Here is a 20,587-nt window from a genome sequence, read left to right as displayed (position 1 = left end):
GGTGAGCTTTCTGATTTTCATCGCAATTCTTGTTGTTATCGCGCTATGGGCGGCCGGTATTTACAACGGCTTGGTGACCTCGCGGAATGCATACAAGAATGCGTTTGCACAAATCGATGTGCAGATGCAGCGACGCTTTGACTTGATCCCGAACTTGGTCGCAGTGGCCAAGCAATACATGGCGCACGAACGCGAAACGCTGGAAGCCGTGATCGCGGCGCGATCGGCGGCACAATCGGGGCTGTCTGTGGCCAAGGCCAACCCCGGTGACCCCGCTGCAATGGCACAACTGGCCGCAGCGCAAGGCCAACTCAATGCCGGGCTGGGCCGGCTGCTGGCGGTGGCCGAGGCGTATCCGGAGTTGAAAGCCAACGAAAACATGATGCAGCTGACCGAAGAGCTGACCAGCACCGAAAACAAAGTCGCATTCTCACGACAGGCCTTCAACGATGCGGTAATGGCCTACAACAACAAGCGCGAAGTCTTCCCAAACAACGTCTTTGCCGGCATATTCGGCTTCCTGGCCGCGACCTTGCTGGAAATTCCGATTGATAAGCAGGCACAAGTGCGCGAGGCACCCAAGGTGCAGTTTTGATGTGATCGCATGAACTTTTTCGAACACCAAGCCGCCGCGCGGCGCACAACATCGCGGCTGATGGTGCTGTTTGTGCTGGCTGTCCTTTGCATCGTCGGGATGGTCGACCTGGTTGCATCGCTGGTGTCGCATTCGTGGCGCATGTTGGCATTCACAACCGGCGTCACCTTGTTGACCATTCTGTTTGGCTCGCTGTATCGCATCGCCAGCCTCAGTGGCGGCGGTGAGTCGGTGGCGCAGGGCATGGGCGGAACGCTTGTGCCTGCAGATACCACCGACCCGGCATTGCGTCGATTGCGCAATGTGGTGGAAGAAATTTCGATTGCCTCCGGGGTGCCGGTGCCAAAACTCTATGTGCTAGAGCACGAGGCGGCCATCAATGCATTTGCAGCCGGATTTTCGCCATCGGACGCGGTAGTGGCGGTAACCCGTGGTGCATTGGACCGGCTCAATCGTGACGAGCTGCAAGGCGTGATCGCGCACGAGTTCAGCCATATCCTCAATGGTGATATGCGCCTGAATATTCGCCTGATCGGTGTGTTGTTCGGCATTTTGATGATTGGCGTGATCGGGCGCAAAGTATTGGAGTACGGCCGTTTTGGTGGTGGTCGCGATCGTGGTGGCGGTGCGATTTGGGTGGTGGCCTTGGTGGCCTTGGTGATTGGCTATATCGGGCTGTTTTTTGGCCGCATGATCAAAGCCGGAGTCAGCCGCTCGCGTGAGCGTTTGGCCGATGCCAGCGCAGTGCAATTCACACGGCAGACCGTCGGCCTTGCCGGGGCATTGAAAAAAATTGCCGGGCTGGAGGAAGGCTCGCGCATGCAAGATCGCGGCAATACCGAAGAAGTCAGCCATATGTTGTTCGGCGATGGGCTGGGGTTCTCAGGCTTGTTCGCCACCCACCCGCCGCTGATGGAGCGCATCCAAGCACTGGAGCCGGGGTTTCGTGATGCACAGTTGGCGCGGTTGCAGGCCGACTGGCGAGTATCGCCACCGGATGGCATGCAAGAGGATATGGCGCTGGGTTTGACCACGACCGAGACAACGCGCTTGCCGCATGCCAGCAGTGAAATTCGTGTGCTGCCCACGCAAGTGTCGGCGCAGGTGGCGATGCCGGCAGCGGATGACTACCAACGCGCGGATGCCATCGCAACCGCACTCCCGGATGCCTTGCGCGACTTGGCGCGTGGCCGCGACAGTGTGATGCCGTTGTTGCTGGCCATGCTACTGGTGGACGATGCGCACACCCAAGGCCTTCAGCGGCAAGCCGTCGTCAGCGCCTTAGGCAGCGAGGTTGCCGAGTACGCGCTGCGCATCCATCAACAACTCACGGCCGATTTGCACCCGGCACTGCGGCTACCGTTGGCATCGTTGGCGTTTCCGGTGTTGCGGCAGCGGCCACGGCCGGCACTGGATACGTTTTTGGCCTGTGTGCAGGCCGTGATTCACGCCGATGGGCACGTCGGCTTGTTTGAGTATTGCTTGGGTAAGTTGCTGGATGTGCATGTGCGTGAGGCACTCGATCCCTCACGTTATGCGCGCTTTGGCCGGCGCAAACCTGGCAATGTGCGTGATGAATTTGCAACCTTGCTGGCGGTGGTGGCGCAGGCGGGCAATGCCGATGCAAGCGCCGCCAAGCGCGCGTACTTGGCCGGCTTGCAACGCATTTTGCCGCGCGATCATCTGCCGTATGCACCACCTGCACAGGGCGTGTTGGCACTGGAACAGGTCTGGGCACCATTGGATGCGCTAGACCCACTGGCCAAACAAGTGATGGTGGAAGCCATCACCGAGGCCATCAGCAGCGATGGCCGGGTCAACGTGGCGGAAGCTGAGCTCCTGCGTACGATCTGCGCCGTGTTGCATTGCCCATTACCGGCAATGTTGGCGCAGGTTGGAGCCAACGCGGCAGTACCGACTGTCGAGTAAGTATTAGATGCGTCATCCCTAGGGCAGGAAAGTGAAATTCAGCGGGGGATGTCACAGCGAATGCCCAGAATAGTCACGTCAGCAACAAATGCTGCATCGCACCAAAAATGAGGTAGCCTGCAGGGATGACCCCTGCCCAATCCCCACTGCGCGAGCAGCTCGTCTTTGCCAAATCCGACACCTTGCTGCGTGACGATGTGCGCCGACTGGGCGCGATGGTCGGGCAGATGTTGGCCGAACAAGTGTCGCCGATGTTTTTGCAGCAGGTGGATGCCCTGCGCCGCAGTGCGATTGCACGGCGAGAGCAGGCCGCGCCGGTGGCCGAGTTGGCGGGGCAATTGGCGCAGGTGCCACTGGAGGATGCGGAAGGGCTGGTGCGCGCATTTTCGGCGTATTTCAGTGCCACCAATGTGGCCGAGCGCGTGCATCGCATTCGTCGTCGGCGCGACTACCAACGACAGGCCAGCGCGCCTCAGCCGGGTGGCTTGGAAGATGTGTTGCGCGATCTGCGCGATGCCGGTGTGGGCTTGCCGGAATTGCAGGACATGCTTGCGCGTACCTGCATCGAGCCGGTATTTACCGCGCATCCCACCGAAGCGGTGCGGCGCGCGCTCTTGCTGAAAGAAGCGACCGTGGTCGAACGCTTGGTGGCCGATATCGACCGCACCCGCACACCGCCGGAACGTGATGCCGATGATGCGCGAATTCGGCAATCACTCACCACGGCGTGGCAAACCAATGAAGCCCCGCCGCTGCGGCCCAGCGTGAGTGATGAAATCGAACATATTGGTTTTTATCTCACGCAATCGTTGTACCGCGTGTTGCCGGTATTTTTTGAATCGTTGAACGCGGCGGTCGAGGCGGCCTACGGGCAGCGTATCGAGCTGCCGCCACTGCTGCGGTTTGGCACGTGGGTAGGCGGCGATATGGATGGCAACCCCAATGTGGGCGCGGCCACCATCCACACCGCGTTGTCGTATCAGCGGGCGCAGGCGTTGGCGTGTTATCAATCAGACTTGCGCAAATTGGGCGACATCCTCACCCAGAGTCATGGCCACGCCGAGGTGGATGCAGCCATTGACGCCCGCGCCGCCGCCCATCGCGCATTGTTCCCCAACGGCGCGGTGCGCAGCCGCCCGCGCTTGGCCGATATGCCGTATCGACAGTTGTTATGGGCGATGCGTGCGCGCTTGCAGGCCACCGGTGAGGCAGCGGCGGGGGCCTACCCCGATGCGGCGGCGTTCATCGACGATCTGGAATTGATCGACACCAGCTTGGCCCGCCATCGTGGCGAGCATGCCGGGCGCTTTGCATTGCGACGCATCCTGTGGCGTGCGCGTAGTTTTGGTTTCCATTTGGCGGCCTTGGATTTGCGGCAGGACTCTGCGGTGCACGATGACGCGCTGGCCGCATTGCTGGGCGACCCCACATGGGCGGCGCGTGGGTTGTCACAACGGATCGAGCACTTGCATGCGTTGATTACCGGCCAAGCGGTGCCGCAGCCGGACGCAGCGGAATTGACCTTGGATGTGTTCCGCACGGTGTATGCGCTGCGTGCCAGTTTGGGCGCGCATGCGTTTGGGCCGTACATCATCAGCATGGCGCGCACGGCTGCCGATGCACTTTCGGTATTGGCGTTGGCACGGGTGGCGGGCTGCGTGGTGGATGCGGCGGTACCGCTGGATATCGCACCGCTGTTTGAAACCGTGGCCGATTTGGAAGCCGCGCCAGCGGTGATGCAGATGTTGTTCGCCGACCCGTTGTATCGCCAGCACCTCGCGACGCGCGGCGACCGCCAAATCGTGATGGTGGGCTATAGCGATAGTGCAAAAGATGGCGGCGTGCTGGCGTCGCGTTGGGCCTTGCAACGGGCGCAGGCCGATTTGCTGGAGGTGGCGCAACAAGCCAATGTGCAAGTCGTGTTTTTCCACGGCCGTGGCGGCTCGGTCAGCCGCGGCGGCGGCAAGACCGAGCGTGCCATCATCGCGGCACCGCGCGGCAGTGTGGGCGGGCGTTTGCGCATGACCGAACAAGGCGAAGTCATCCATCGCAAATACGGCATTCGCGCACTGGCGTTGCGCAATCTGGAGCAAATGACTGCGGCCACGCTACGCGCCAGTTTGCGTCCACGCGCAGCGGAGCCGCGCGAAGCAAGCTGGCGGCAACTGGCCGCAGATCTGGCGCAGGTCTCGCGCACGCATTACCGCGCGCTGGTGCATGAGCGCGAAGATTTCCCTGCCTATTTCCGCGCGGCCACCCCGGTGGATGTGATCGAGCGCTTGCATATCAGCTCGCGGCCATCGCGTCGGCGTGATGGTGGCATTGCCAACTTGCGCGCGATTCCGTGGGTGTTTGCGTGGTCGCAAAATCGCTCGGGGCTCACCGGGTGGTATGGCGTGGGCACGGCCTTGCAGCACGGCATCGACAGTTATGGGCTGGAAGCGATGCAGGCCATGGCGCGCGACTGGCCATTTTTTACGGCGATGCTGGGGGATGTCGAAATGTTGCTGGCCAAATCCGACATCGACATTTTCGAGTGCTACTCGCAACTGGCCGGCGCAGCACATGCCGCATTTTTTCCGCAGATTGCCGATGAATTTGCGCGTACCCGCGACGCGATCTTGGCGATCAAACAATGCGACACGTTATTGGCCGATGACTACCGCTTGCGCTTGTCGATTCGCTTGCGCAACCCGTATGTCGATCCGATCAGTCTGTTGCAAGTGGCGCTGCTGCGGCGTTGGCGTGATGGCGGCCGCGAAGACGAGGCGTTGTTGCGGGTGCTGGTGTCCACCGTCAACGGCATTTCGGCGGGGATTCAAAACACGGGGTAAGCACTGGCGTTTGCACGGCAAGCCCTGCACCTACAATAGGCGATGAATCCATCGAGGAGCACGCCATGAAATCACGCGCCGCCGTTGCGTTTGCCGCAGGTCAGCCACTGCAAATCGTCGAGATCGACGTCGCTCCGCCGCGTACCGGTGAAGTGTTGGTGAAGATCACCCACACCGGTGTCTGTCATACCGATGCATTCACGCTCAGTGGTGATGATCCCGAAGGTTTGTTCCCCTGCGTGCTGGGGCATGAAGGCGCGGGCGTCGTCGTTGAAGTGGGCGAGGGCGTGACCAGCGTTGCGCCGGGCGACCACGTGATTCCGCTATACACCGCCGAGTGCGGGCAGTGCTTGTTCTGTCAATCGGGCAAAACCAATTTGTGTACCTCGGTGCGCGCCACCCAAGGCAAGGGCGTGATGCCGGACGGGACGACGCGGTTTTCCTACAACGGTCAGCCGCTGTACCACTACATGGGGTGTTCCACCTTCAGCGAATACACGGTGGTGGCCGAGGTCTCGCTGGCCAAGATCAACCCGGAAGCCAACCACGAACAAGTCTGCCTGCTGGGCTGCGGCGTCACCACCGGGCTGGGCGCGGTGAAGAACACCGCCAAGGTGGCCGAAGGCGATAGTGTGGCGGTGTTTGGCCTTGGCGGCATTGGTCTGGCGGTGATCCAAGGCGCGCAGTTGGCGAAGGCGGGCCGCATCATTGCCGTGGACACCAATCCGTCGAAGTTCGCCATGGCCCGCGACATGGGTGCCACCGATTGCGTGAACCCGAAAGAGTTCGACAAACCCATTCAACAAGTCATTGTGGAGATGACCGGCTGGGGCGTGGACCACAGCTTCGAGTGCATCGGCAACGTCCATGTGATGCGTGCGGCGCTGGAATGCGCGCATCGCGGTTGGGGGCAAAGCGTGATCATTGGTGTCGCCGGTGCGGGCCAGGAAATTTCCACCCGCCCATTCCAGCTGGTGACCGGGCGTAAATGGCTGGGCACCGCGTTTGGTGGGGTGAAGGGGCGTTCGCAGCTGCCGGGCATGGTGGAAGACGCGATGCGTGGCGAGATCCGCTTGGCACCGTTCGTCACCCATACGATGGGGCTGGATGCGATCAACGAAGCCTTCGATTTGATGCATGAGGGCAAATCGATTCGCAGCGTGGTGCACTATTGAATTCAAGCCCCTCTCCCTCCGGGAGAGGGGTTGGGGTGAGGGTTGGCCAAGGCGAGATATTCCGACTGCGCCGTACCCTCATCCGCCCTACGGGCACCTTCTCCCGGAGGGAGAAGGAAAACCATTGGAGATTCCCGTGACGCTGGAACGCCTCGAACACCGCGCCTGCTTTGACGGTTGGCAGGACGTGTATCAACACGCATCGTCAACCCTCAGCTGCACGATGCGCTTTGCGATTTATTTGCCGCCGCAGGTCGCGCACGGCCCGGTGCCGGTGTTGTACTGGCTCTCTGGGCTGACCTGCACCGAGCAGAACTTCATCACCAAGGCCGGCGCGCAGCGGTATGCGGCCGAACACGGTATCGCGATTGTTTGCCCGGACACCAGCCCGCGTGGCGAGGACGTGGCCGATGCCGAAGGTTATGACCTTGGCAAGGGTGCTGGGTTTTATGTCAACGCAACGCAAGCACCGTGGGCAGCGCACTACCAGATGCACGACTACGTGGTGGACGAGCTGCCGGCGTTGATCGAAGCGCATTTCCCGGTGACGGAAGCACGCGCCATCAGCGGGCATTCGATGGGCGGGCATGGTGCGTTGGTGTGCGCGTTGCGCAATCCCGGCCGCTATCGCAGCGTGTCGGCGTTTTCGCCCATCGTGGCTCCGATGCAGGTGCCGTGGGGGCAACAGGCATTTGCCGCGTATCTGGGTGATGATGTTGCGACGTGGGCGCAGTACGACGCCTGCGAATTGATCAAAGTGGCGATGGAAACACTACCATTGCTGGTTGATCAAGGTGCGGCCGATGAATTTCTTGCCACGCAATTGCGCCCGGACGTGTTGCGTGCGGCCTGTGATGCCGCCGGCCACCCGTTGACCCTGCGCATGCACCCCGGCTTTGATCACAGCTACTACTTCATCGCCAGTTTCATCGGCGAGCACATCGGCCATCACGCGGGCAATTTGAAATCGGTATAGGCAAAGCGTCCATCGCGCAGCACGCTGTCGCCGCATTCGATAGCGATGGGGTGATTGAACATCGGGCCTGCAAACACGCAGGTGTGAAATTCGCCGTTCTCGCCGCAGGGGTCGATGTGTTGGGGCAGGTCACGCAGTAAGGATGTATCGAAGGCACGGCCAGCAAAGCTTGCGTCCAGTTGGGTGGTATCCACACAACACAGCTGCGCGTGCAGGCCGCCTTGCTGCATGGTGTGAGCCAGTGCGGCGGTGTCGCTGCCGAATAACGGGAACAGCGGCGTGAACCCCAACGATGCGCATAGAGCTTGGCGCCATGCGCGGATGTCTTCGAGGAACAGATCACCGTAGGCGATATGCGCCAGTCCCGGCCAGCGTTCGCGGGCGGCGTTCAACCCCTGCGCAACGCTGGCAACGTAGGTCGCGTTGTCGGCGGCCTGCGGAATCCACGTTTCAATCACGGGCAGGCCGGCGGCGCGCGCTTGTGCATGCAGGACATCGCGGCGAATGCCTTGCATCGAAATACGATCAAAGCCCTCGGTCAGCGTGGTCAGCAAGCCCACCACGTCCACGTCGCCGCGCTGGCGTAGGGTATGCAGTGCCCAAGCGGCATCCTTGCCGCCGCTCCAGGACAGCAGAACGGGGATCATGCGCGAACAGGGTTGGGCTTAGGCCGAAGCGACGTCGCGCAGCTGCCAGCCGTGACCGGCCAACAACGCCATGCGTTGTCGCAGCAGCGCCGAAGGCAGGCGTGTGATTACTTCCAGATCGACGTGCAAATCATTTTGCTGGCCGGTGACGCGGGCTTCCGGATCGGTAGCGCCCAAGGCGGGGTCCACATCGTCGGGGTCTTGTTGCTTTGTACGCCAGCGTTCAAACAGGGTGCCATCGCGCAAGGCCTGTTGCAGTTCTTCGGCAAAACCTTCGGCAGCGTGTGAACGGAAACCGAGGTCGGCATCATCGCCACGAGCGTTGGCGGGATCAGGCAGGCGAATGTAATAGCGCGTGGGCATAGGCAATCCGATTGCAGTCAAAAGAGGTGACAGGCTAGCACCCCGCACAGTGTTATTCGAACTTGCGTTGCTCGGCGGCAAATGCCAACACGATTGCGCCCTTGCCCACATTGACCAAGCCCGACAGGCCCATGAAGCTTTCAAAGACTTCGACATTGTGCGCGGCACAGGTTTCGCGCAGGCGGTCGTAACCTGGCAGTTTGCGCATCTCGTTCAAGTCGCCGCCGTAGCTTAGGCACATGGTGGGGGTCAGCAGGCCCGCACGCACTTGCTTGCAGGCGAAATCGAACATTTTTTCGGTGGCGGCGGTGAATCCCTTGACCTTACCCACCGGGCCGGTTTCGCCCTTGTTGCAATGCAAGATGGGTTTGATGTCGAGTGCCGTGCCCAATGCCGCACTGAAAAAACTCACACTCTTGTCGCCGCGCTTTTTGATGCGGTTGCGCAGATAGTGCAAGTCCGGCGGCACCATATAGCCTTGGATATTGTTGGCCAAGCTTTCCAGGTGGGCACGAATTTTGGGTGGGGTTTCGCCGGCGGCGCGCATGCGGGTGGCCTCGATCACCAGCACCCCGACCGCGGCAAACACGTTTTGGCTGTCGATCACGCGCAGCGCAAACGGCGTGGTGTTGCCGGAAGCGGCGCGCACCGGCTTGTAGTCATTGAGGATGGTGTAGCTGGCCTGCACCGCATTGTCGTGGATGCCGCTGCGGGTGCGGGTGGTGGTGATGCAAAACACGTAGTCATAGTCGTGGACAAGTTTGCCCAAAAACAGATCGTGTACCTGTTGCACGGTGTAGGGTGTGGTGTCTGCCTCGAAGGCGCGGGCAGCAGTTTCGCCACTGAGAAAACTCATGGTGGCTTCTTCGTTGCGGGTATCGGCCAAAACTGCCTGCCCAATCTGGATGGTCACCGGCAAGATGACGATGTTTTCCCGGTCGATGACATCGTTAGGAAGATCGCAGGCCGAGTCCGTGATGATGCCGATGCGCATATGTCGTCCCCCTTCCATCCATACTGGTGGGAACGTACTCTAATTCCGTGCAAGTTGCACGGCGATCGTTGTTGCAGCGCCGCAAGTCGCGGGTGGTAGAGGTTGGCCTCCGCATCTGCCCGGGCATGCAATGGAAGATTGACAGGAACAAGTATGAAAAACAAACAAGAGATCGTGGATAACTGGTTGCCGCGCTATACCGGGGTACCACTGGCGGATTTTGGCCAACATATTTTGCTGACCAATTTTGGTGGCTATCTGGCGCATTTTTCGGAAATGACCGGCGCGCCCATCGTGGGTCTGGACAGGCCGATGCCCAGCGCCACGATGGACGGCATCACTCTGATCAATTTTGGGATGGGCAGCCCCAACGCGGCCACGGTGATGGATCTGTTGTCGGCAATCTGCCCCAAGGCCGTACTGTTTTTGGGTAAATGTGGTGGGTTGAAACGCAAAAACGAATTAGGTGATTTGGTGTTGCCGATCGCCGCGATTCGTGGCGAGGGCACCAGCGACGATTACCTGCCACCACAAGTGCCGGCGCTACCTGCGTTTGCGATGCAGCGGGTGATTTCCACCAGCATTCGTGACCTTGAACTGGACTACTGGACCGGCACCGTTTACACCACCAACCGCCGGGTGTGGGAACACGACGAGGCGTTCAAGGAAAAATTGCGCGAGATGCGCTGCATGGCCATTGATATGGAAACTGCCACTGTGTTTGCCGCCGGGTTTGCCAACCGCATCCCGTGTGGCGCATTGCTGCTGGTGTCCGATCAACCGATGATCCCGGAAGGGGTAAAGACCGAAGCCTCCGACGCCAAAGTGTCCGCTGACTTCGTGCGTAACCACATCAAAGTGGGCATCGAATCGCTCAAACTGATTCGCCGCAACGGCAAATCAGTGCGGCATCTGAGGTTTGACGAATGAACATCACGACTGCACATGCGCTGGTGGCATTCTGGCGCGATGCCGGCATAAGTCGGTGGTTTGGTGGTGGCACTGCCTTCGATGATGCGTGCCGCACGCACTGGCAGGTGGCGCACTTTGCGGCGGCGCGGCGCGAGTGCGAGCACTGGCAGAACACCGCCGAGGGTGCGTTGGCATTGTTGCTATTGCTGGACCAAATTCCGCGCAATATCTTTCGTGGCAGCGGCCATGCTTTTGCCACTGATTCGCTGGCTTTACTGCATGCCAATCATGCAATCGCTGCGGGCTTTGATGCGCAGGTGGACCCTGCGCTGCAGATGTTCTTTTACCTGCCGTTCGAACATTCCGAGGTGATCGCCGACCAAGACCGTGCGGTGGCATTGTTCACCACCCTGCGCGACGCCAATCTGCTGGCATATGCCACCGCCCATCGCGATGTCATTGTCCGCTTCGGACGTTTCCCGCATCGCAATGCCGCCCTCGGGCGCATCAATACGCCCGAGGAGCAAGCCTGGCTGGATGCCGGTGGTGGGTTTTGATCAGTAGCTGGGGATGGACGGGTCCAACGCTGCCCAAGCAGTGATGCCGCCGGTCACGTTGTACAGGTCCTTGAAGCCCAAGCTGCGGAACTGATCGGCGGCTTGCTGGCTACGGCCGCCGGCCTTGCACAAAAACGCCAGCGCGGTGTCCTTTGGCAGGGCTTCGATTGCGGCAGCGCCATCATCAAAATTGCGGCAGGCCACCGGTGCTTGTGCCAGTGCACGCTCATCGGCCGGGCGCACATCCACCAGCACCAAACTGCCGGCTTGCACGCGCGCGCTGGCCTCGGCAGGGGTGATGGCCTTCACTTTGGCGGGGGCGTTGGGGTTGTCGATGACCAACCCCTTGCCGCGTGCATCATCGGCCCAGTCGATGGTCAGGCCGCGTGCACGCTGGGCGCTGACCAGATCGAACTGCGCGCGAATTCCGGCCGCTTCGGTGGCGATAGCGGCGGTATCCACCGGCGCCAATTGCAAGCGTGCGTTGAAAGCTTTGTCCACTTCGATTTGCAAGGCGTAGCCTTCGCCGGCATTGGCCAGCGCCTGCTTCAGCATGTCGGCTGCGGCGTCAGTAATGGTGATCTGCGGCGGTGTGCGGTCCGGTGCGGCCACGCCCAATGCGGCGTGCAGCTCACCGCTGGCGGCCATCTGGGTGACGATGTCACAGCCACCCACCAGCTCGCCACCGATATACAGCTGCGGGATGGTCGGCCAGTCGCCGTACACTTTGATACCTTCGCGGATTTCCGCATCGGCCAACACATTGACGTGGGCATAGCTGGCGCCGGTGGCATCCAATGCGGCAGCGGTTTTGGCCGAAAACCCGCATTGCGGTGCATCCGGCGTGCCCTTCAAAAACAGCACGACAGGGTTAGCGGACAGGATGGATTCGATGCGGGCGCGCAGGGCGGGGTCGAGGGACATGGGGGTAAATCCAAGCACGGAAAGGAGAACGGCAATTCTACGCCGTCCACTCTGGCGGCAGGCTGACCGGGGTCAAGCTGTCGATGCGGCAAGTGCGTGCATCGCCGCACGGCGCGGGTAGCGTCCTGTTAACGCCTGCTGCCATCGTCACGTCGATATGGGGTATCCGGAGCGAATCGCTTGGTCGAGAACGAAGCAACCGCCGCGCTGGTCGCAGCCGCGCGCCGTGGAGACGGCGGCGCGCTAGATCGCCTGTATCGCCGTTTCGCGCCGGTGGTACACGGCATTCTGCTGGGCTATGCGGCGCATGCCGATGCGGAAGACCTGGCCCAGCGCGTGTTCGAGACCGCGTTCCGCCGGTTGGCCGATCTCCGCGAGGACGCGGCCTTCCCCGGCTGGATCACCAGCATGGCGCGCCGTGCCGGTATGGACGAGCGGCGGCGATTCGCGCCGGCAACGGGCCTGGAGATCGAAGCGGTCGCCGTGCATGCCAGCCATGAGGATCGCGTGGATGCTGAGCGCGCGCTGTGCGCGATTCGCAGGCTGCCGGAGGCGTACCGCGAACCGCTGCTGCTGCGGCTGGTGGAAGGCTTGAGTGGTCCGGAAATCGCCGCGCTGACCGGGCTTACTCCCGGCAGCGTGCGGGTCAACCTGCATCGCGGCATGGCGCTGCTGCGGCAGGCGTTGGCGGAACCTGACCGGAGGCCGTTCGCATGAATTTCCACGACGATTATCTGTGGTCGAAGACGGGGCAGGGCGACGACGACATCCGTCGCCTGGAACGCCTGCTGTCGCCTTATGCGCATGCGGGCGAACGGGCCGATGCCGCGCGCGCGGCGACGCATTCGCGCATGCAGGCGATGCGGCGACCTCGTCGCCACCGCGTCGGATGGACGCTGGCGGCGATGCTGGCGATCTGCGCGCTATCGGTGACGCTGCTGTTGCAGCACCGTCTGGCCTGGCCGGAAGGCGGCGCGTGGAAGGTGGCCGCCGCGCAGGGCCGCGCGTGGATGGCGGGTGCACCGGTACAGGCCGGTGCGCAGCTGGCGCGGAATGGCGAGATCACTACCGGTGATGACGGCGCGGTGCGTCTGCGGATCGCGCGGATCGGCGATTTGCAGCTGGGCCCCGATTCACGGCTGCGGTTGGAGCAGACTGGCCCCGGCCAACACCGCGTGCGCCTGCTGCAGGGCCGGCTGTGGGCGCGGGTGTGGGCCCCACCGGGCTACTTTGGTGTGCGCTTGCCGCGCACCGAGGCGCTGGACATGGGCTGCGAATTCACCCTGGACAGCGATGCCGCCGGTGCGGGCAGACTGACCGTGCGCAGTGGCTGGGTGCTGGTCGGCAACGGTGGTGGCGAGGTGTTGGTACCGCAGAGGGCCACGGTGCGCCTGCGCGCGGATGGCGCGGCGGGAACGCCGTATGACCTCGGCGCACGCGCCGGTTTCGTGGCGGCGCTGGCGGAACTCGATGCGCAGCGCGCCACACCGTCGGCCGACGACGCGCGGCTCCATCGCCTGCTGGCGCAGTCGCGGCCGCAGGACGCCATCAGCCTGTTGTCGCTGCTGCAGCGGCATCCGTCGCTGGCGCGTGGGCCGCTGTACGACCGCCTGCGGACGATCCTTGTAGACGCGCCCGTGCCGTCGCGTGAGGCGGTGTTGCATGGCACAACAGGCGCGCTGGATCCGTGGTGGAACGCGCTGCCCTATCCACGTACCAAGCGCTGGTGGCTGCAGTGGCCGGATGCGCTGCCGGCGTCGTCTGATGCGGCATCCGCAGGTGCGCATGCTGCGGATCGCTGAGCGGCGTTAACGCTCGTCGCGGCGCGGGCGTCCCACCACGACACCCACGTGGAAACCGCAACGATGCTCGTACTTCCTCGCGCCTCCCTCACGCTCGCGCTTGTCCTGCTCGCCGCCTGCGACGCGCCGGCTAGCAACCATCACGCCAGAACAGCCATTAACCAGCCAGTGCCGGTGATCGGCAATCCCTGCGAAGGCTGCGAAGCCGTGTTCGACGGTATGCCGGCGGAACTTTCTTCGCACGTCCGGCTTGCACCCGTCGGCGAGCCCGGTGTGCCGATGCGTATCTCCGGGCGCGTGCTGGACGATTCCGGACGTGCCCGCGCCGGCGTGGTGGTTTACGCCTATCAGACCGATGCCAGCGGTGTTTATCCGCGTCCAACGCAGCAACTTGGCCGTGAAGCCATGCGCCATGGGCGGTTGCGCGGGTGGGTGCGCAGTGATGCGCAGGGGCGCTACACCATAGACACCATTCGTCCGGGCAGCTACCCCGGCGAGGAGGTGGCCGAGCATGTGCATATGCATGTGCTGGAACCCGGCTGTTTCACCTACTTCATCGATGATCTGATGTTCTTGGACGATCCAAAATTGTCTGCCGAGGAACGCCGCCATGCACGCGGAACGGGAGGCAGTGGCTTGCTGCGGCCAAGGTTGATCAATGGTGTTTGGCAGGTTGAACGTACTGTCGTGCTTGGCTTGGGTGTGCCCGGGCATAGTGCTTGTGCGTTGCCATGAATCGCCTGCGCTATCCCCTGTGTATTCGCTGCCTACATTGGATGATGGCGGTGGGTGTAGTGGTGCAGCTTGCCTTGGGATGGGGGGCGGAGGCGCTTGCGGGCGAGGCGGGGATGCGCTTGCTGCGCCTGCACTTTCAGTGGGGCATGGTGTTGTTGGTGATGCTGCTGCTGCGGCTCGCATGTCGCTGCTCGCAGCGTATGCCTTCTGCTGCTGCGGAAGTGCCGCGCTGGCAGCGTCGCGTGGCACGTGCGGTGCATGCGACGCTGTATCTGCTGCTATTGCTGTTGCCGGCCAGTGGCTATGTGATCTGGATCTGGATGGCGCAGCCGCTGGTGGTGCTGGGTGTGGTGGCAGTGCCGCGATGGTTTGTGCCACCCGCCGAGGATGAGACGTGGCGGGCGGTTGCTTGGTATGTGCATGTCGGCAGTGTGTGGGCCGTGGCTATTCTGGTTGTGCTGCATATGACCGCTGCGCTCTGGCACCAGTGCGTACTGCGCGATCGTTGGATCAGCCGACGAATGCTGTAGTGCTTCTTGTCAGTAGGCGCAGGGCGACCGGCCCTGCACGATTTTGCCGCCTTGCACCACCAGCACCCGGTCGGCGCTGGCGATGGTCTCGGGCCGATGCGCCACGATCACCTTGGTCACCGCCAGCTGCTTCACCGCCGCGTTGACCAGCTGCTCATTGGCTACGTCCAGATGGCTGGTGGCCTCGTCCAGGTACAGCAACTTAGGCTCACGATAAAGCGCACGCGCCAGGATCACCCGCTGCTTCTGCCCGCCGGACAGCGAGCTGCCCATGTCGCCGATCAGGCTGTGATAGCCCATCGGCATCGCCATGATTTCATCGTGGATCGCCGCCATCCGCGCCGCGGCTTCCACCTTGGCCTGCTCCACCTGCGGGTCGAAGAAACTGATGTTGTCGGCCAAGCTGCCGCCAAACAATTGGTCGTCCTGCATCACCGCGCCCACCGCCTTGCGGATATTGGCCGGGCCCACCTTGTGCAAGTCCTGCCCGCCGATGCAGATGCTGCCGGAACTGGGCTTCAGTAAGCCCAGCAGCAGCTTGACCAAGGTGGTCTTGCCGCAGCCGGACGCCCCCACGATGGCCACCGTCTCACCGGCTTCGATGCGGAAGCTCAAGTCTTGCAACACCCACGGCTCGCCATCGGCATAGCGGAAGCACAGCCCGTCCACCTCGATCGTCGCCTGCACCGGTGCCGGCAACTCCGGCCGCGGCTCCGCATCCTCCGGCGGCGTCAGCACGATATCGGCCAGGCGCTCGCCGTGCAGGCGTAGCATGCGGAACTCGATGGCCTTGTCGACCAGCCCCGCCATCCGCTGTGCGAACTGATCCTTGTAGGCAAGGAACGCGATCAGCATGCCCACCGAGAACACGCTCTGCAGCGCCAGTAGCGCGCCGATCCAGATCACGGCGATGCGTTCCGCCCCAAACACCAGCTGGCTGGCGCTATTGAAACCCAGCCCCATCTGCGCGATGCGCACTTCCTGGTTGACGGTGTCCACCATCAGGTTGTCATAGGTGGCACGGCGCAGGCTTTCCGCGCCCGCCACCTTGACGCTCTGCATCCCGCGCAGCGATTCCAGTAGGTGCGTTTGCTGCTTGGCACCCGCCACCAACTGCCGCTCGGTGCCGTCGCGTAGCGGCCGGTAGGCCACCAAGCGGATGCCGGCATACAGCACCACCGCCAGCAGGGTCACCAGCGCCAGCTTCCAGCTGTAGAACAGCATCAGGCCGAAGGTCACCACCGCCATCAACCCGTCGATCAAAGCTTCAACAAAGCTCGTCGTCAGGGTGCGCTGGATCGCCTGCACCGAGGCCATGCGCGAGGTGACATCGCCCAGATGGCGCTTTTCGAAGAAATCCAGCGGCAACCGCAGCGCATGCGCGAACACATTGCCCATCCACTGCAGGCCCAGCTTCGAAGACAGATACACCACCGCCCAACCGCGCAGCAGGCCGATGCCGATCTGCAGCAGCAGTGCCAGCCCAAAGCCCAGCCCCAACACCGTCAGCAGGTCCTTGTCGGCGGACACCAGTACCTGATCCACCACCCACTGCATGAAGAACGGGGCCAGCACCACAAACACCTGCAAGGCCACCGACAGCAGCAGGATCTGCGCCAGCGCCCGCCACAGGCCGGTGACACGCCCGGTCAACTGGCGCACCGACACCGAAGGCACAGCCTTGCGCGGTTTGAACGCGTGGCTGGGCGTCAGCTCCAGCGCCACCCCGGTGAAGTGGTCGGAGGCCTCGGGCAGCGAGAGTCTGCGCTCGCCCATCGCCGGGTCCAGCACCGTCACCTTCGACCGCCCCACCTTTGCCAGCACCACAAAGTGGTTGAAATCCCAGTGCAGGACGCAGGGCAGCTTGAGCTTGCCCAAATCCTCCATGTCCAGCCGCAGCGGGCGGGTGGAAAACCCCAACTGCTGGGCCACATGGATCAATTGATTGAGTTTGGCCCCCTTGAGCGACAGCGGGAATCGCTGGCGCAGCTCGGCCAGTGATAGTGAAAGTCCATGTGCAGCGGCCACCATCGCCAACGAAGCAAGACCACACTCGGCGGCTTCGGATTGGAGGCTGGGCTTCATTCGTTCTCCAGATTCCGCACACATCCAGCCATCTGCGTCCTAGCCATCTCACGGGCCCGCGCTGGTGTACGGCGCCATAATTCCCAGCTGCTTGCGTGCAACAGGAATTTCTTGATCGTACGTCAGGCAAAAATTCTTGACTTGAATCCCGTAGCTCTCGATGACTTCGCGAGTCGGAATCCACAACCCAGAGGATATTGTTTCCGAGTAGTCGCCTGTCAGCTCGTCGAAAGTAAATGTGGATTCCGGAGCTACATGTTCGCGTCGCACTATTTCCACGGAGTCAGGCAGTAATTTCTTATCAATACCGATAGCGGCGTAATACGAGGCTTCCCGCACGGAAAAATCATTGGCCCACTTCGCATAGCGCTCAATCAATTTCGGATTTTTCTTCTCCGCACGCATTGTTGCAAGTGCCTCTGAAAAGTCTCCAGACGGAGATCCATGCCAAATCACCAGCGCCCCGCAAGGGACAGTCGGCGCGGGTGACGCCAACAATAGATAATTTGCACAGGCAGAGAGACAGTATCCATCGACGGTGATTGTCGGCTGATGTTTACGCATGTCTTCCGCAATCATGAGCGCTGGAAGCGGCGAGCCGCCTGCGCTTTGCAAGACCACTTTCGAATAACCCCCCTTTGCCGCATCCTGATAGGCCTGATATGCATCGCGACCAATATCACCAGACAGTTTGATTGTCTGTGCGTCCACACGCACCCATTGCGCTCTGGCGCCTGCACTAAGCAGTAAGCACAGCGCAATCAGCCATTTCATTTGATAGATAGTCATCTCTACATTCCCCAAAAAAGCAAAGGGCGAATCAATCGCCCTTTGCTTCATTGATCACTTCGAGCCAGTGCCGATATGAATATGGCACTCTTTTGTCGTGGTGGTGGTGGTTGAACCATCTTTATTGGTGGTCGTAGTCGTGGTCGTGGAACAACCGGCATCCGCACTGACGCCACCAACGACAACCTGCATTTCATTTGCAGTCAACTCGCGCATTTTTACATCTCCATTCAAATAACGCAGCCCCCCTGCGTCGTGGGGCCGGGGTGCACCCGGCAATTCTTTGCTCCGGGAGGTCAACCGCTGACCTTCCCCTTGAGCGAATACAACGGCTCAAACACCCATTCGATCAGGCTGCGACGCTCGCCCAACACATCCGCTTCCAGCAGCATCCCGGGCTTGAGTTGCTCCGGCTTTCCGTAAGCGGTGATCGCTTGCTTGGCCAGTGCAACCGTCACCCGGTAGAACGGCTCGCTACTTTGCGCATCGCCGATCAACGCACCCAGTTCGCCGGAGCTCAATGCGCTGCGGCTGATCTGCGTCACTTTTCCTTGCTGATGGCCGAATTTCTGGTAGGGATAGGCTTGGTAGCGCAGCAACACGTTGTCGCCGGGTTCGATAAAGCCGATGGCGCGACTGGGGACCAACAATTGCGCTTCCAGCTTGCCGTCGCCGGGTAGCAGGTTGAGCAGGGATTCCCCGGCCTGCACCGATTGCCCTTGTTTCACCAACTGAGTGGCCACTACCCCCGCAACCGGTGCGCTGACGACCAATGCACTTTGCGCCTGCACTTGCACGCGCTCACTCTCGAGCTGTGCAAGGTCGCGCTGCCCATTGGCCTGCATGGCCTGTTGCTGTCCCGGCAGCTCATGCAAGGTTTGCTGCAATTGGGCGATCCCACGACGGGCGGAGATGGCTTGCCGCTGCAGGGTTTGCACCTGTCCTGCGTAATCCAGCGCAGCAGACTGCTGCTGTTTGATTTGCAGCTGGCTGACATAGTGCTTGTCCTCCAGTGACTGCAGTCTATCCAAGGTTTCATTGGCGATGCGTGCTTGCTGCTGACGAGTGGCGACTTCTGCCGCGATCTGCGCCAGCTCGCGACGGGCGGTGCGCAGTTGTGCACGTAAACCTTCGTCCTGTGCTTGCAGCTGCGCTTGCTGCGCCGACTGCAAAGCGAGCAAACCATCGTGTCGTTGCTGGATGTGCGTCATCAGTGCCGCTTGGGTATCGCCATCGGCGGGCGTGGCCCGTGGCACCGTGACCACCACCAATGGTTGGCCTGCGTGCAGACGCTGGCCTTCGACCACATTCAATCGCGTCACTACACCAGTCGCTGGTGCCACCACCGTGGCCATGCCGCGCTGCGGTACCAGTTGGCCAATCACCGTCGAGCGGCGGGTATAGCTACCCCACACAAGGAACAATCCAACCGCTAATGCCGCGACCGTTGCAAACGCGGTTAACAGCCATAACGACAGCGGTTGCGCCAGCGAGATGCCACCCAACCAGCCGCCACGTTTGACGTCCAATGCTTCCTTGCGGAACAGCGATTGCATTTGATACCCCTTCCTTGTATCAGCCGCCCCGAGAATGCGACCCGAATCCGGCATGAAACCATGACAGGGCTTCAGAGCATTGCGGCGCGGCGCACATTACCCCCCCCCAGAGATATGCGTCAATGCATCAGCGTCAAACAGGCGGCCGGTTTTTGCGCAGCACAGCGGAATCCGGAGAGGCAACCCATTGATTTGAAATTCCATGCAAGCGCATCTGTACAAATGGATGCCAACATTGCTTGCCGGTACGAATATGACCGCTCGTGCGCCATCGACCGTGTCTTGTGCGCCAGCATCCATCGCTGGCGAAATGTGATTCGACTATGCTGTGGTGATCGTAACCACAACGGTTTCATGTACCGGTTGGCGTCAACGGGAATTGCACACACGTGAACAAGCTCGCTCACCGCATCCGCAAAGCACGCTTGACGAAAGGCCTGTCGCAGCTGGCATTGGCGGAGCAGCTGGGCGTCACCCGTGGAGCCGTGGCCAATTGGGAAAGTAGTGCAGGCACGCATCCTGCGACAGATCGCCTGCTGCGAATCGCCGAAATCACCGACGTTTCGGTTGAGTGGCTGGCCAGTGGTCGCAGAACCATCTCCAGCGCATCTGCTGCACCCCCCCCGCCATCTGCTGATGCCGTTAGCGGCAATCCGCAGGAATTACAGCTATTGCGCTTGTTTCGCACGTTGCCACTACGCTATCACGCGCAAGTCATTACCTTGCTGGAAGCGATGTTGCTCACGCTGCAATAGCCAGACGAGAAAAAACGGTGTCGAAAAAACGGTGTCAAAAAACGGTGTCAGAGACACTTTCATGCATTGATTTCACACGTTTGACCGCTGCACTCTGGCACCAGTGCGTACTGCGCGATCGCTGGATCAGCCGGCGGATGCTGTAGTGCTTCTTGTCAGTAGGCGCAGGGCGGCCGGCAACGCTGCCTCTGCCCAAAGCGTGTACTGCGCGGCGGAGGGGTGCAGGCCATCTGCCGCCAGCATGTCCGGGCCATTGCCGGCGCGGGAAATGGCGGTGATGTCGACGAAGGCCACGCCCTGCGCGGCGCAGATCGCGTGCGTCGTGGCGTTGTAGGCATCCAGTTCGTCGGCGATCTGCCGTAGGTCGCGCCCGGATTCGCGGGCGAACGGCGTCACGCCCCAGTCAGGGATCGACAGCACCAGCACGCG

Annotated in this window: 21 protein-coding genes; 12 read left to right on the top strand and 9 right to left on the bottom strand. The window is 61.7% G+C overall.

Annotated features, from left to right (window positions below; genetic code table 11):
* Position 1 precedes the first annotated feature (1 nt).
* The 5 genes from PK789_RS08310 to fghA all read left to right on the top strand — a co-directional run bounded on the left by PK789_RS08310 (position 2) and on the right by fghA (position 7,509).
* Complete coding sequence (locus PK789_RS08310; RefSeq protein WP_324308312.1) at positions 2 to 595, top strand: LemA family protein; 594 nt, start codon at positions 2 to 4, stop codon at positions 593 to 595.
* Between the two features lie 9 nt (positions 596 to 604).
* Positions 605 to 2,524 carry a M48 family metalloprotease gene (locus PK789_RS08305; protein WP_324308304.1) on the top strand — a complete coding sequence of 640 codons (1,920 nt, stop codon included), beginning with the start codon at positions 605 to 607 and terminating at the stop codon, positions 2,522 to 2,524.
* Positions 2,525 to 2,649: 125 nt separating this feature from the next.
* Positions 2,650 to 5,358 carry a phosphoenolpyruvate carboxylase gene (gene ppc / locus PK789_RS08300; RefSeq protein WP_324308303.1) on the top strand — a complete coding sequence of 903 codons (2,709 nt, stop codon included), beginning with the start codon at positions 2,650 to 2,652 and terminating at the stop codon, positions 5,356 to 5,358.
* 65 nt (positions 5,359 to 5,423) lie between these two features.
* On the top strand, positions 5,424 to 6,533 hold the full coding sequence (locus PK789_RS08295) for an S-(hydroxymethyl)glutathione dehydrogenase/class III alcohol dehydrogenase (protein ID WP_324308302.1): 1,110 nt from the start codon (positions 5,424 to 5,426) through the stop codon (positions 6,531 to 6,533).
* A gap of 142 nt (positions 6,534 to 6,675) precedes the next feature.
* Positions 6,676 to 7,509 carry an S-formylglutathione hydrolase gene (fghA, locus tag PK789_RS08290; protein WP_324308311.1) on the top strand — a complete coding sequence of 278 codons (834 nt, stop codon included), beginning with the start codon at positions 6,676 to 6,678 and terminating at the stop codon, positions 7,507 to 7,509.
* On the opposite strand, the gene PK789_RS08285 is transcribed toward fghA, so the two are convergent.
* From PK789_RS08285 to PK789_RS08275, 3 genes are read right to left on the bottom strand one after another with little or no spacing between them, the layout of a single operon-like run.
* Entirely contained in the window at positions 7,482 to 8,156 is a 675-nt protein-coding gene (locus PK789_RS08285; protein ID WP_324308301.1) for a Dph6-related ATP pyrophosphatase, read from the bottom strand. The genes fghA and PK789_RS08285 overlap by 28 nt on opposite strands.
* A gap of 18 nt (positions 8,157 to 8,174) precedes the next feature.
* Entirely contained in the window at positions 8,175 to 8,519 is a 345-nt protein-coding gene (locus PK789_RS08280) for a hypothetical protein (protein WP_324308300.1), read from the bottom strand.
* A 52-nt stretch (positions 8,520 to 8,571) separates the two neighbouring features.
* Positions 8,572 to 9,513 carry a DegV family protein gene (locus PK789_RS08275; protein WP_324308299.1) on the bottom strand — a complete coding sequence of 314 codons (942 nt, stop codon included), beginning with the start codon at positions 9,511 to 9,513 and terminating at the stop codon, positions 8,572 to 8,574.
* A 153-nt stretch (positions 9,514 to 9,666) separates the two neighbouring features.
* Between PK789_RS08275 and PK789_RS08270 the strand changes: the two genes are divergently transcribed.
* Both PK789_RS08270 and PK789_RS08265 read left to right on the top strand, forming a co-directional pair.
* Positions 9,667 to 10,443 carry an AMP nucleosidase gene (locus PK789_RS08270; protein ID WP_324308298.1) on the top strand — a complete coding sequence of 259 codons (777 nt, stop codon included), beginning with the start codon at positions 9,667 to 9,669 and terminating at the stop codon, positions 10,441 to 10,443.
* The gene (locus tag PK789_RS08265) at positions 10,440 to 10,982 is read left to right on the top strand and encodes a DUF924 family protein (protein WP_324308297.1); all 543 of its coding nucleotides are present in this window, start codon (positions 10,440 to 10,442) and stop codon (positions 10,980 to 10,982) included. The genes PK789_RS08270 and PK789_RS08265 overlap by 4 nt, the downstream gene beginning before the upstream one ends.
* On the opposite strand, the gene grxD is transcribed toward PK789_RS08265, so the two are convergent.
* Positions 10,983 to 11,906 carry a Grx4 family monothiol glutaredoxin gene (gene grxD / locus PK789_RS08260; protein ID WP_324308296.1) on the bottom strand — a complete coding sequence of 308 codons (924 nt, stop codon included), beginning with the start codon at positions 11,904 to 11,906 and terminating at the stop codon, positions 10,983 to 10,985. It lies immediately after the preceding gene.
* 180 nt (positions 11,907 to 12,086) lie between these two features.
* Here grxD and PK789_RS08255 point away from each other — a divergent pair, with 180 nt between their 5' ends.
* The 4 genes from PK789_RS08255 (at position 12,087) to PK789_RS08240 (ending at position 14,973) form a co-directional block, all read left to right on the top strand.
* Positions 12,087 to 12,623, top strand: a complete 537-nt coding sequence (locus PK789_RS08255) for an RNA polymerase sigma factor (protein ID WP_324308295.1) — start codon at positions 12,087 to 12,089, stop codon at positions 12,621 to 12,623.
* Positions 12,620 to 13,708, top strand: coding sequence for a FecR domain-containing protein (locus PK789_RS08250; RefSeq protein WP_324308294.1), 1,089 nt, complete (start codon positions 12,620 to 12,622; stop codon positions 13,706 to 13,708). Before PK789_RS08255 ends, PK789_RS08250 begins: the two co-directional genes overlap by 4 nt.
* Before the next feature lie 63 nt (positions 13,709 to 13,771).
* The gene (locus PK789_RS08245; RefSeq protein WP_324308293.1) at positions 13,772 to 14,443 is read left to right on the top strand and encodes a dioxygenase family protein; all 672 of its coding nucleotides are present in this window, start codon (positions 13,772 to 13,774) and stop codon (positions 14,441 to 14,443) included.
* Complete coding sequence (locus PK789_RS08240) at positions 14,440 to 14,973, top strand: cytochrome b (protein WP_324308292.1); 534 nt, start codon at positions 14,440 to 14,442, stop codon at positions 14,971 to 14,973. The genes PK789_RS08245 and PK789_RS08240 overlap by 4 nt, the downstream gene beginning before the upstream one ends.
* A 9-nt stretch (positions 14,974 to 14,982) precedes the next feature.
* Here PK789_RS08240 and PK789_RS08235 read toward each other — a convergent pair whose 3' ends face one another.
* The 4 genes from PK789_RS08235 to PK789_RS08220 all read right to left on the bottom strand — a co-directional run bounded on the left by PK789_RS08235 (position 14,983) and on the right by PK789_RS08220 (position 19,403).
* Positions 14,983 to 17,058, bottom strand: coding sequence for a peptidase domain-containing ABC transporter (locus tag PK789_RS08235; protein ID WP_324308291.1), 2,076 nt, complete (start codon positions 17,056 to 17,058; stop codon positions 14,983 to 14,985).
* 48 nt (positions 17,059 to 17,106) lie between these two features.
* Positions 17,107 to 17,847: a hypothetical protein gene (locus tag PK789_RS08230; protein ID WP_324308290.1), complete on the bottom strand. Its 741-nt coding sequence runs from the start codon at positions 17,845 to 17,847 to the stop codon at positions 17,107 to 17,109.
* Between the two features lie 54 nt (positions 17,848 to 17,901).
* Entirely contained in the window at positions 17,902 to 18,063 is a 162-nt protein-coding gene (locus PK789_RS08225) for a hypothetical protein (RefSeq protein WP_324308289.1), read from the bottom strand.
* 80 nt (positions 18,064 to 18,143) lie between these two features.
* Positions 18,144 to 19,403 carry an HlyD family secretion protein gene (locus PK789_RS08220; protein WP_324308288.1) on the bottom strand — a complete coding sequence of 420 codons (1,260 nt, stop codon included), beginning with the start codon at positions 19,401 to 19,403 and terminating at the stop codon, positions 18,144 to 18,146.
* Positions 19,404 to 19,792: 389 nt separating this feature from the next.
* On the opposite strand from PK789_RS08220, the gene PK789_RS08215 reads away from it, so the two are divergent.
* The gene (locus PK789_RS08215) at positions 19,793 to 20,158 is read left to right on the top strand and encodes a helix-turn-helix domain-containing protein (protein ID WP_324308287.1); all 366 of its coding nucleotides are present in this window, start codon (positions 19,793 to 19,795) and stop codon (positions 20,156 to 20,158) included.
* Positions 20,159 to 20,284: 126 nt separating this feature from the next.
* Here PK789_RS08215 and PK789_RS08210 read toward each other — a convergent pair.
* A partial coding sequence (locus tag PK789_RS08210) for a GDSL-type esterase/lipase family protein (RefSeq protein WP_324308286.1) occupies positions 20,285 to 20,587 on the bottom strand: 303 nt, incomplete at its 5' end.

It is taken from the genome of Thermomonas sp. (genome assembly GCF_035369645.1).
Lineage (GTDB): Bacteria > Pseudomonadota > Gammaproteobacteria > Xanthomonadales > Xanthomonadaceae > Thermomonas.
This window is presented reverse-complemented; position numbering and strand designations above follow the sequence as displayed.

What these genes read in the sequence shown, in the direction of transcription:
- PK789_RS08305 (WP_324308304.1), top strand. Translation starts at nt 605, where the DNA reads ATGAACTTTTTCGAACACCAAGCCGCCGCGCGGCGCACAACATCGCGG.
- ppc (WP_324308303.1), top strand. Translation starts at nt 2,650, where the DNA reads ATGACCCCTGCCCAATCCCCACTGCGCGAGCAGCTCGTCTTTGCCAAA.
- PK789_RS08295 (WP_324308302.1), top strand. Translation starts at nt 5,424, where the DNA reads ATGAAATCACGCGCCGCCGTTGCGTTTGCCGCAGGTCAGCCACTGCAA.
- PK789_RS08285 (WP_324308301.1), bottom strand. Translation starts at nt 8,156, where the DNA reads ATGATCCCCGTTCTGCTGTCCTGGAGCGGCGGCAAGGATGCCGCTTGG.
- PK789_RS08280 (WP_324308300.1), bottom strand. Translation starts at nt 8,519, where the DNA reads ATGCCCACGCGCTATTACATTCGCCTGCCTGATCCCGCCAACGCTCGT.
- PK789_RS08275 (WP_324308299.1), bottom strand. Translation starts at nt 9,513, where the DNA reads ATGCGCATCGGCATCATCACGGACTCGGCCTGCGATCTTCCTAACGAT.
- PK789_RS08270 (WP_324308298.1), top strand. Translation starts at nt 9,667, where the DNA reads ATGAAAAACAAACAAGAGATCGTGGATAACTGGTTGCCGCGCTATACC.
- PK789_RS08265 (WP_324308297.1), top strand. Translation starts at nt 10,440, where the DNA reads ATGAACATCACGACTGCACATGCGCTGGTGGCATTCTGGCGCGATGCC.
- grxD (WP_324308296.1), bottom strand. Translation starts at nt 11,906, where the DNA reads ATGTCCCTCGACCCCGCCCTGCGCGCCCGCATCGAATCCATCCTGTCC.
- PK789_RS08250 (WP_324308294.1), top strand. Translation starts at nt 12,620, where the DNA reads ATGAATTTCCACGACGATTATCTGTGGTCGAAGACGGGGCAGGGCGAC.
- PK789_RS08245 (WP_324308293.1), top strand. Translation starts at nt 13,772, where the DNA reads ATGCTCGTACTTCCTCGCGCCTCCCTCACGCTCGCGCTTGTCCTGCTC.
- PK789_RS08240 (WP_324308292.1), top strand. Translation starts at nt 14,440, where the DNA reads ATGAATCGCCTGCGCTATCCCCTGTGTATTCGCTGCCTACATTGGATG.
- PK789_RS08235 (WP_324308291.1), bottom strand. Translation starts at nt 17,058, where the DNA reads ATGAAGCCCAGCCTCCAATCCGAAGCCGCCGAGTGTGGTCTTGCTTCG.
- PK789_RS08230 (WP_324308290.1), bottom strand. Translation starts at nt 17,847, where the DNA reads ATGACTATCTATCAAATGAAATGGCTGATTGCGCTGTGCTTACTGCTT.
- PK789_RS08225 (WP_324308289.1), bottom strand. Translation starts at nt 18,063, where the DNA reads ATGCGCGAGTTGACTGCAAATGAAATGCAGGTTGTCGTTGGTGGCGTC.
- PK789_RS08220 (WP_324308288.1), bottom strand. Translation starts at nt 19,403, where the DNA reads ATGCAATCGCTGTTCCGCAAGGAAGCATTGGACGTCAAACGTGGCGGC.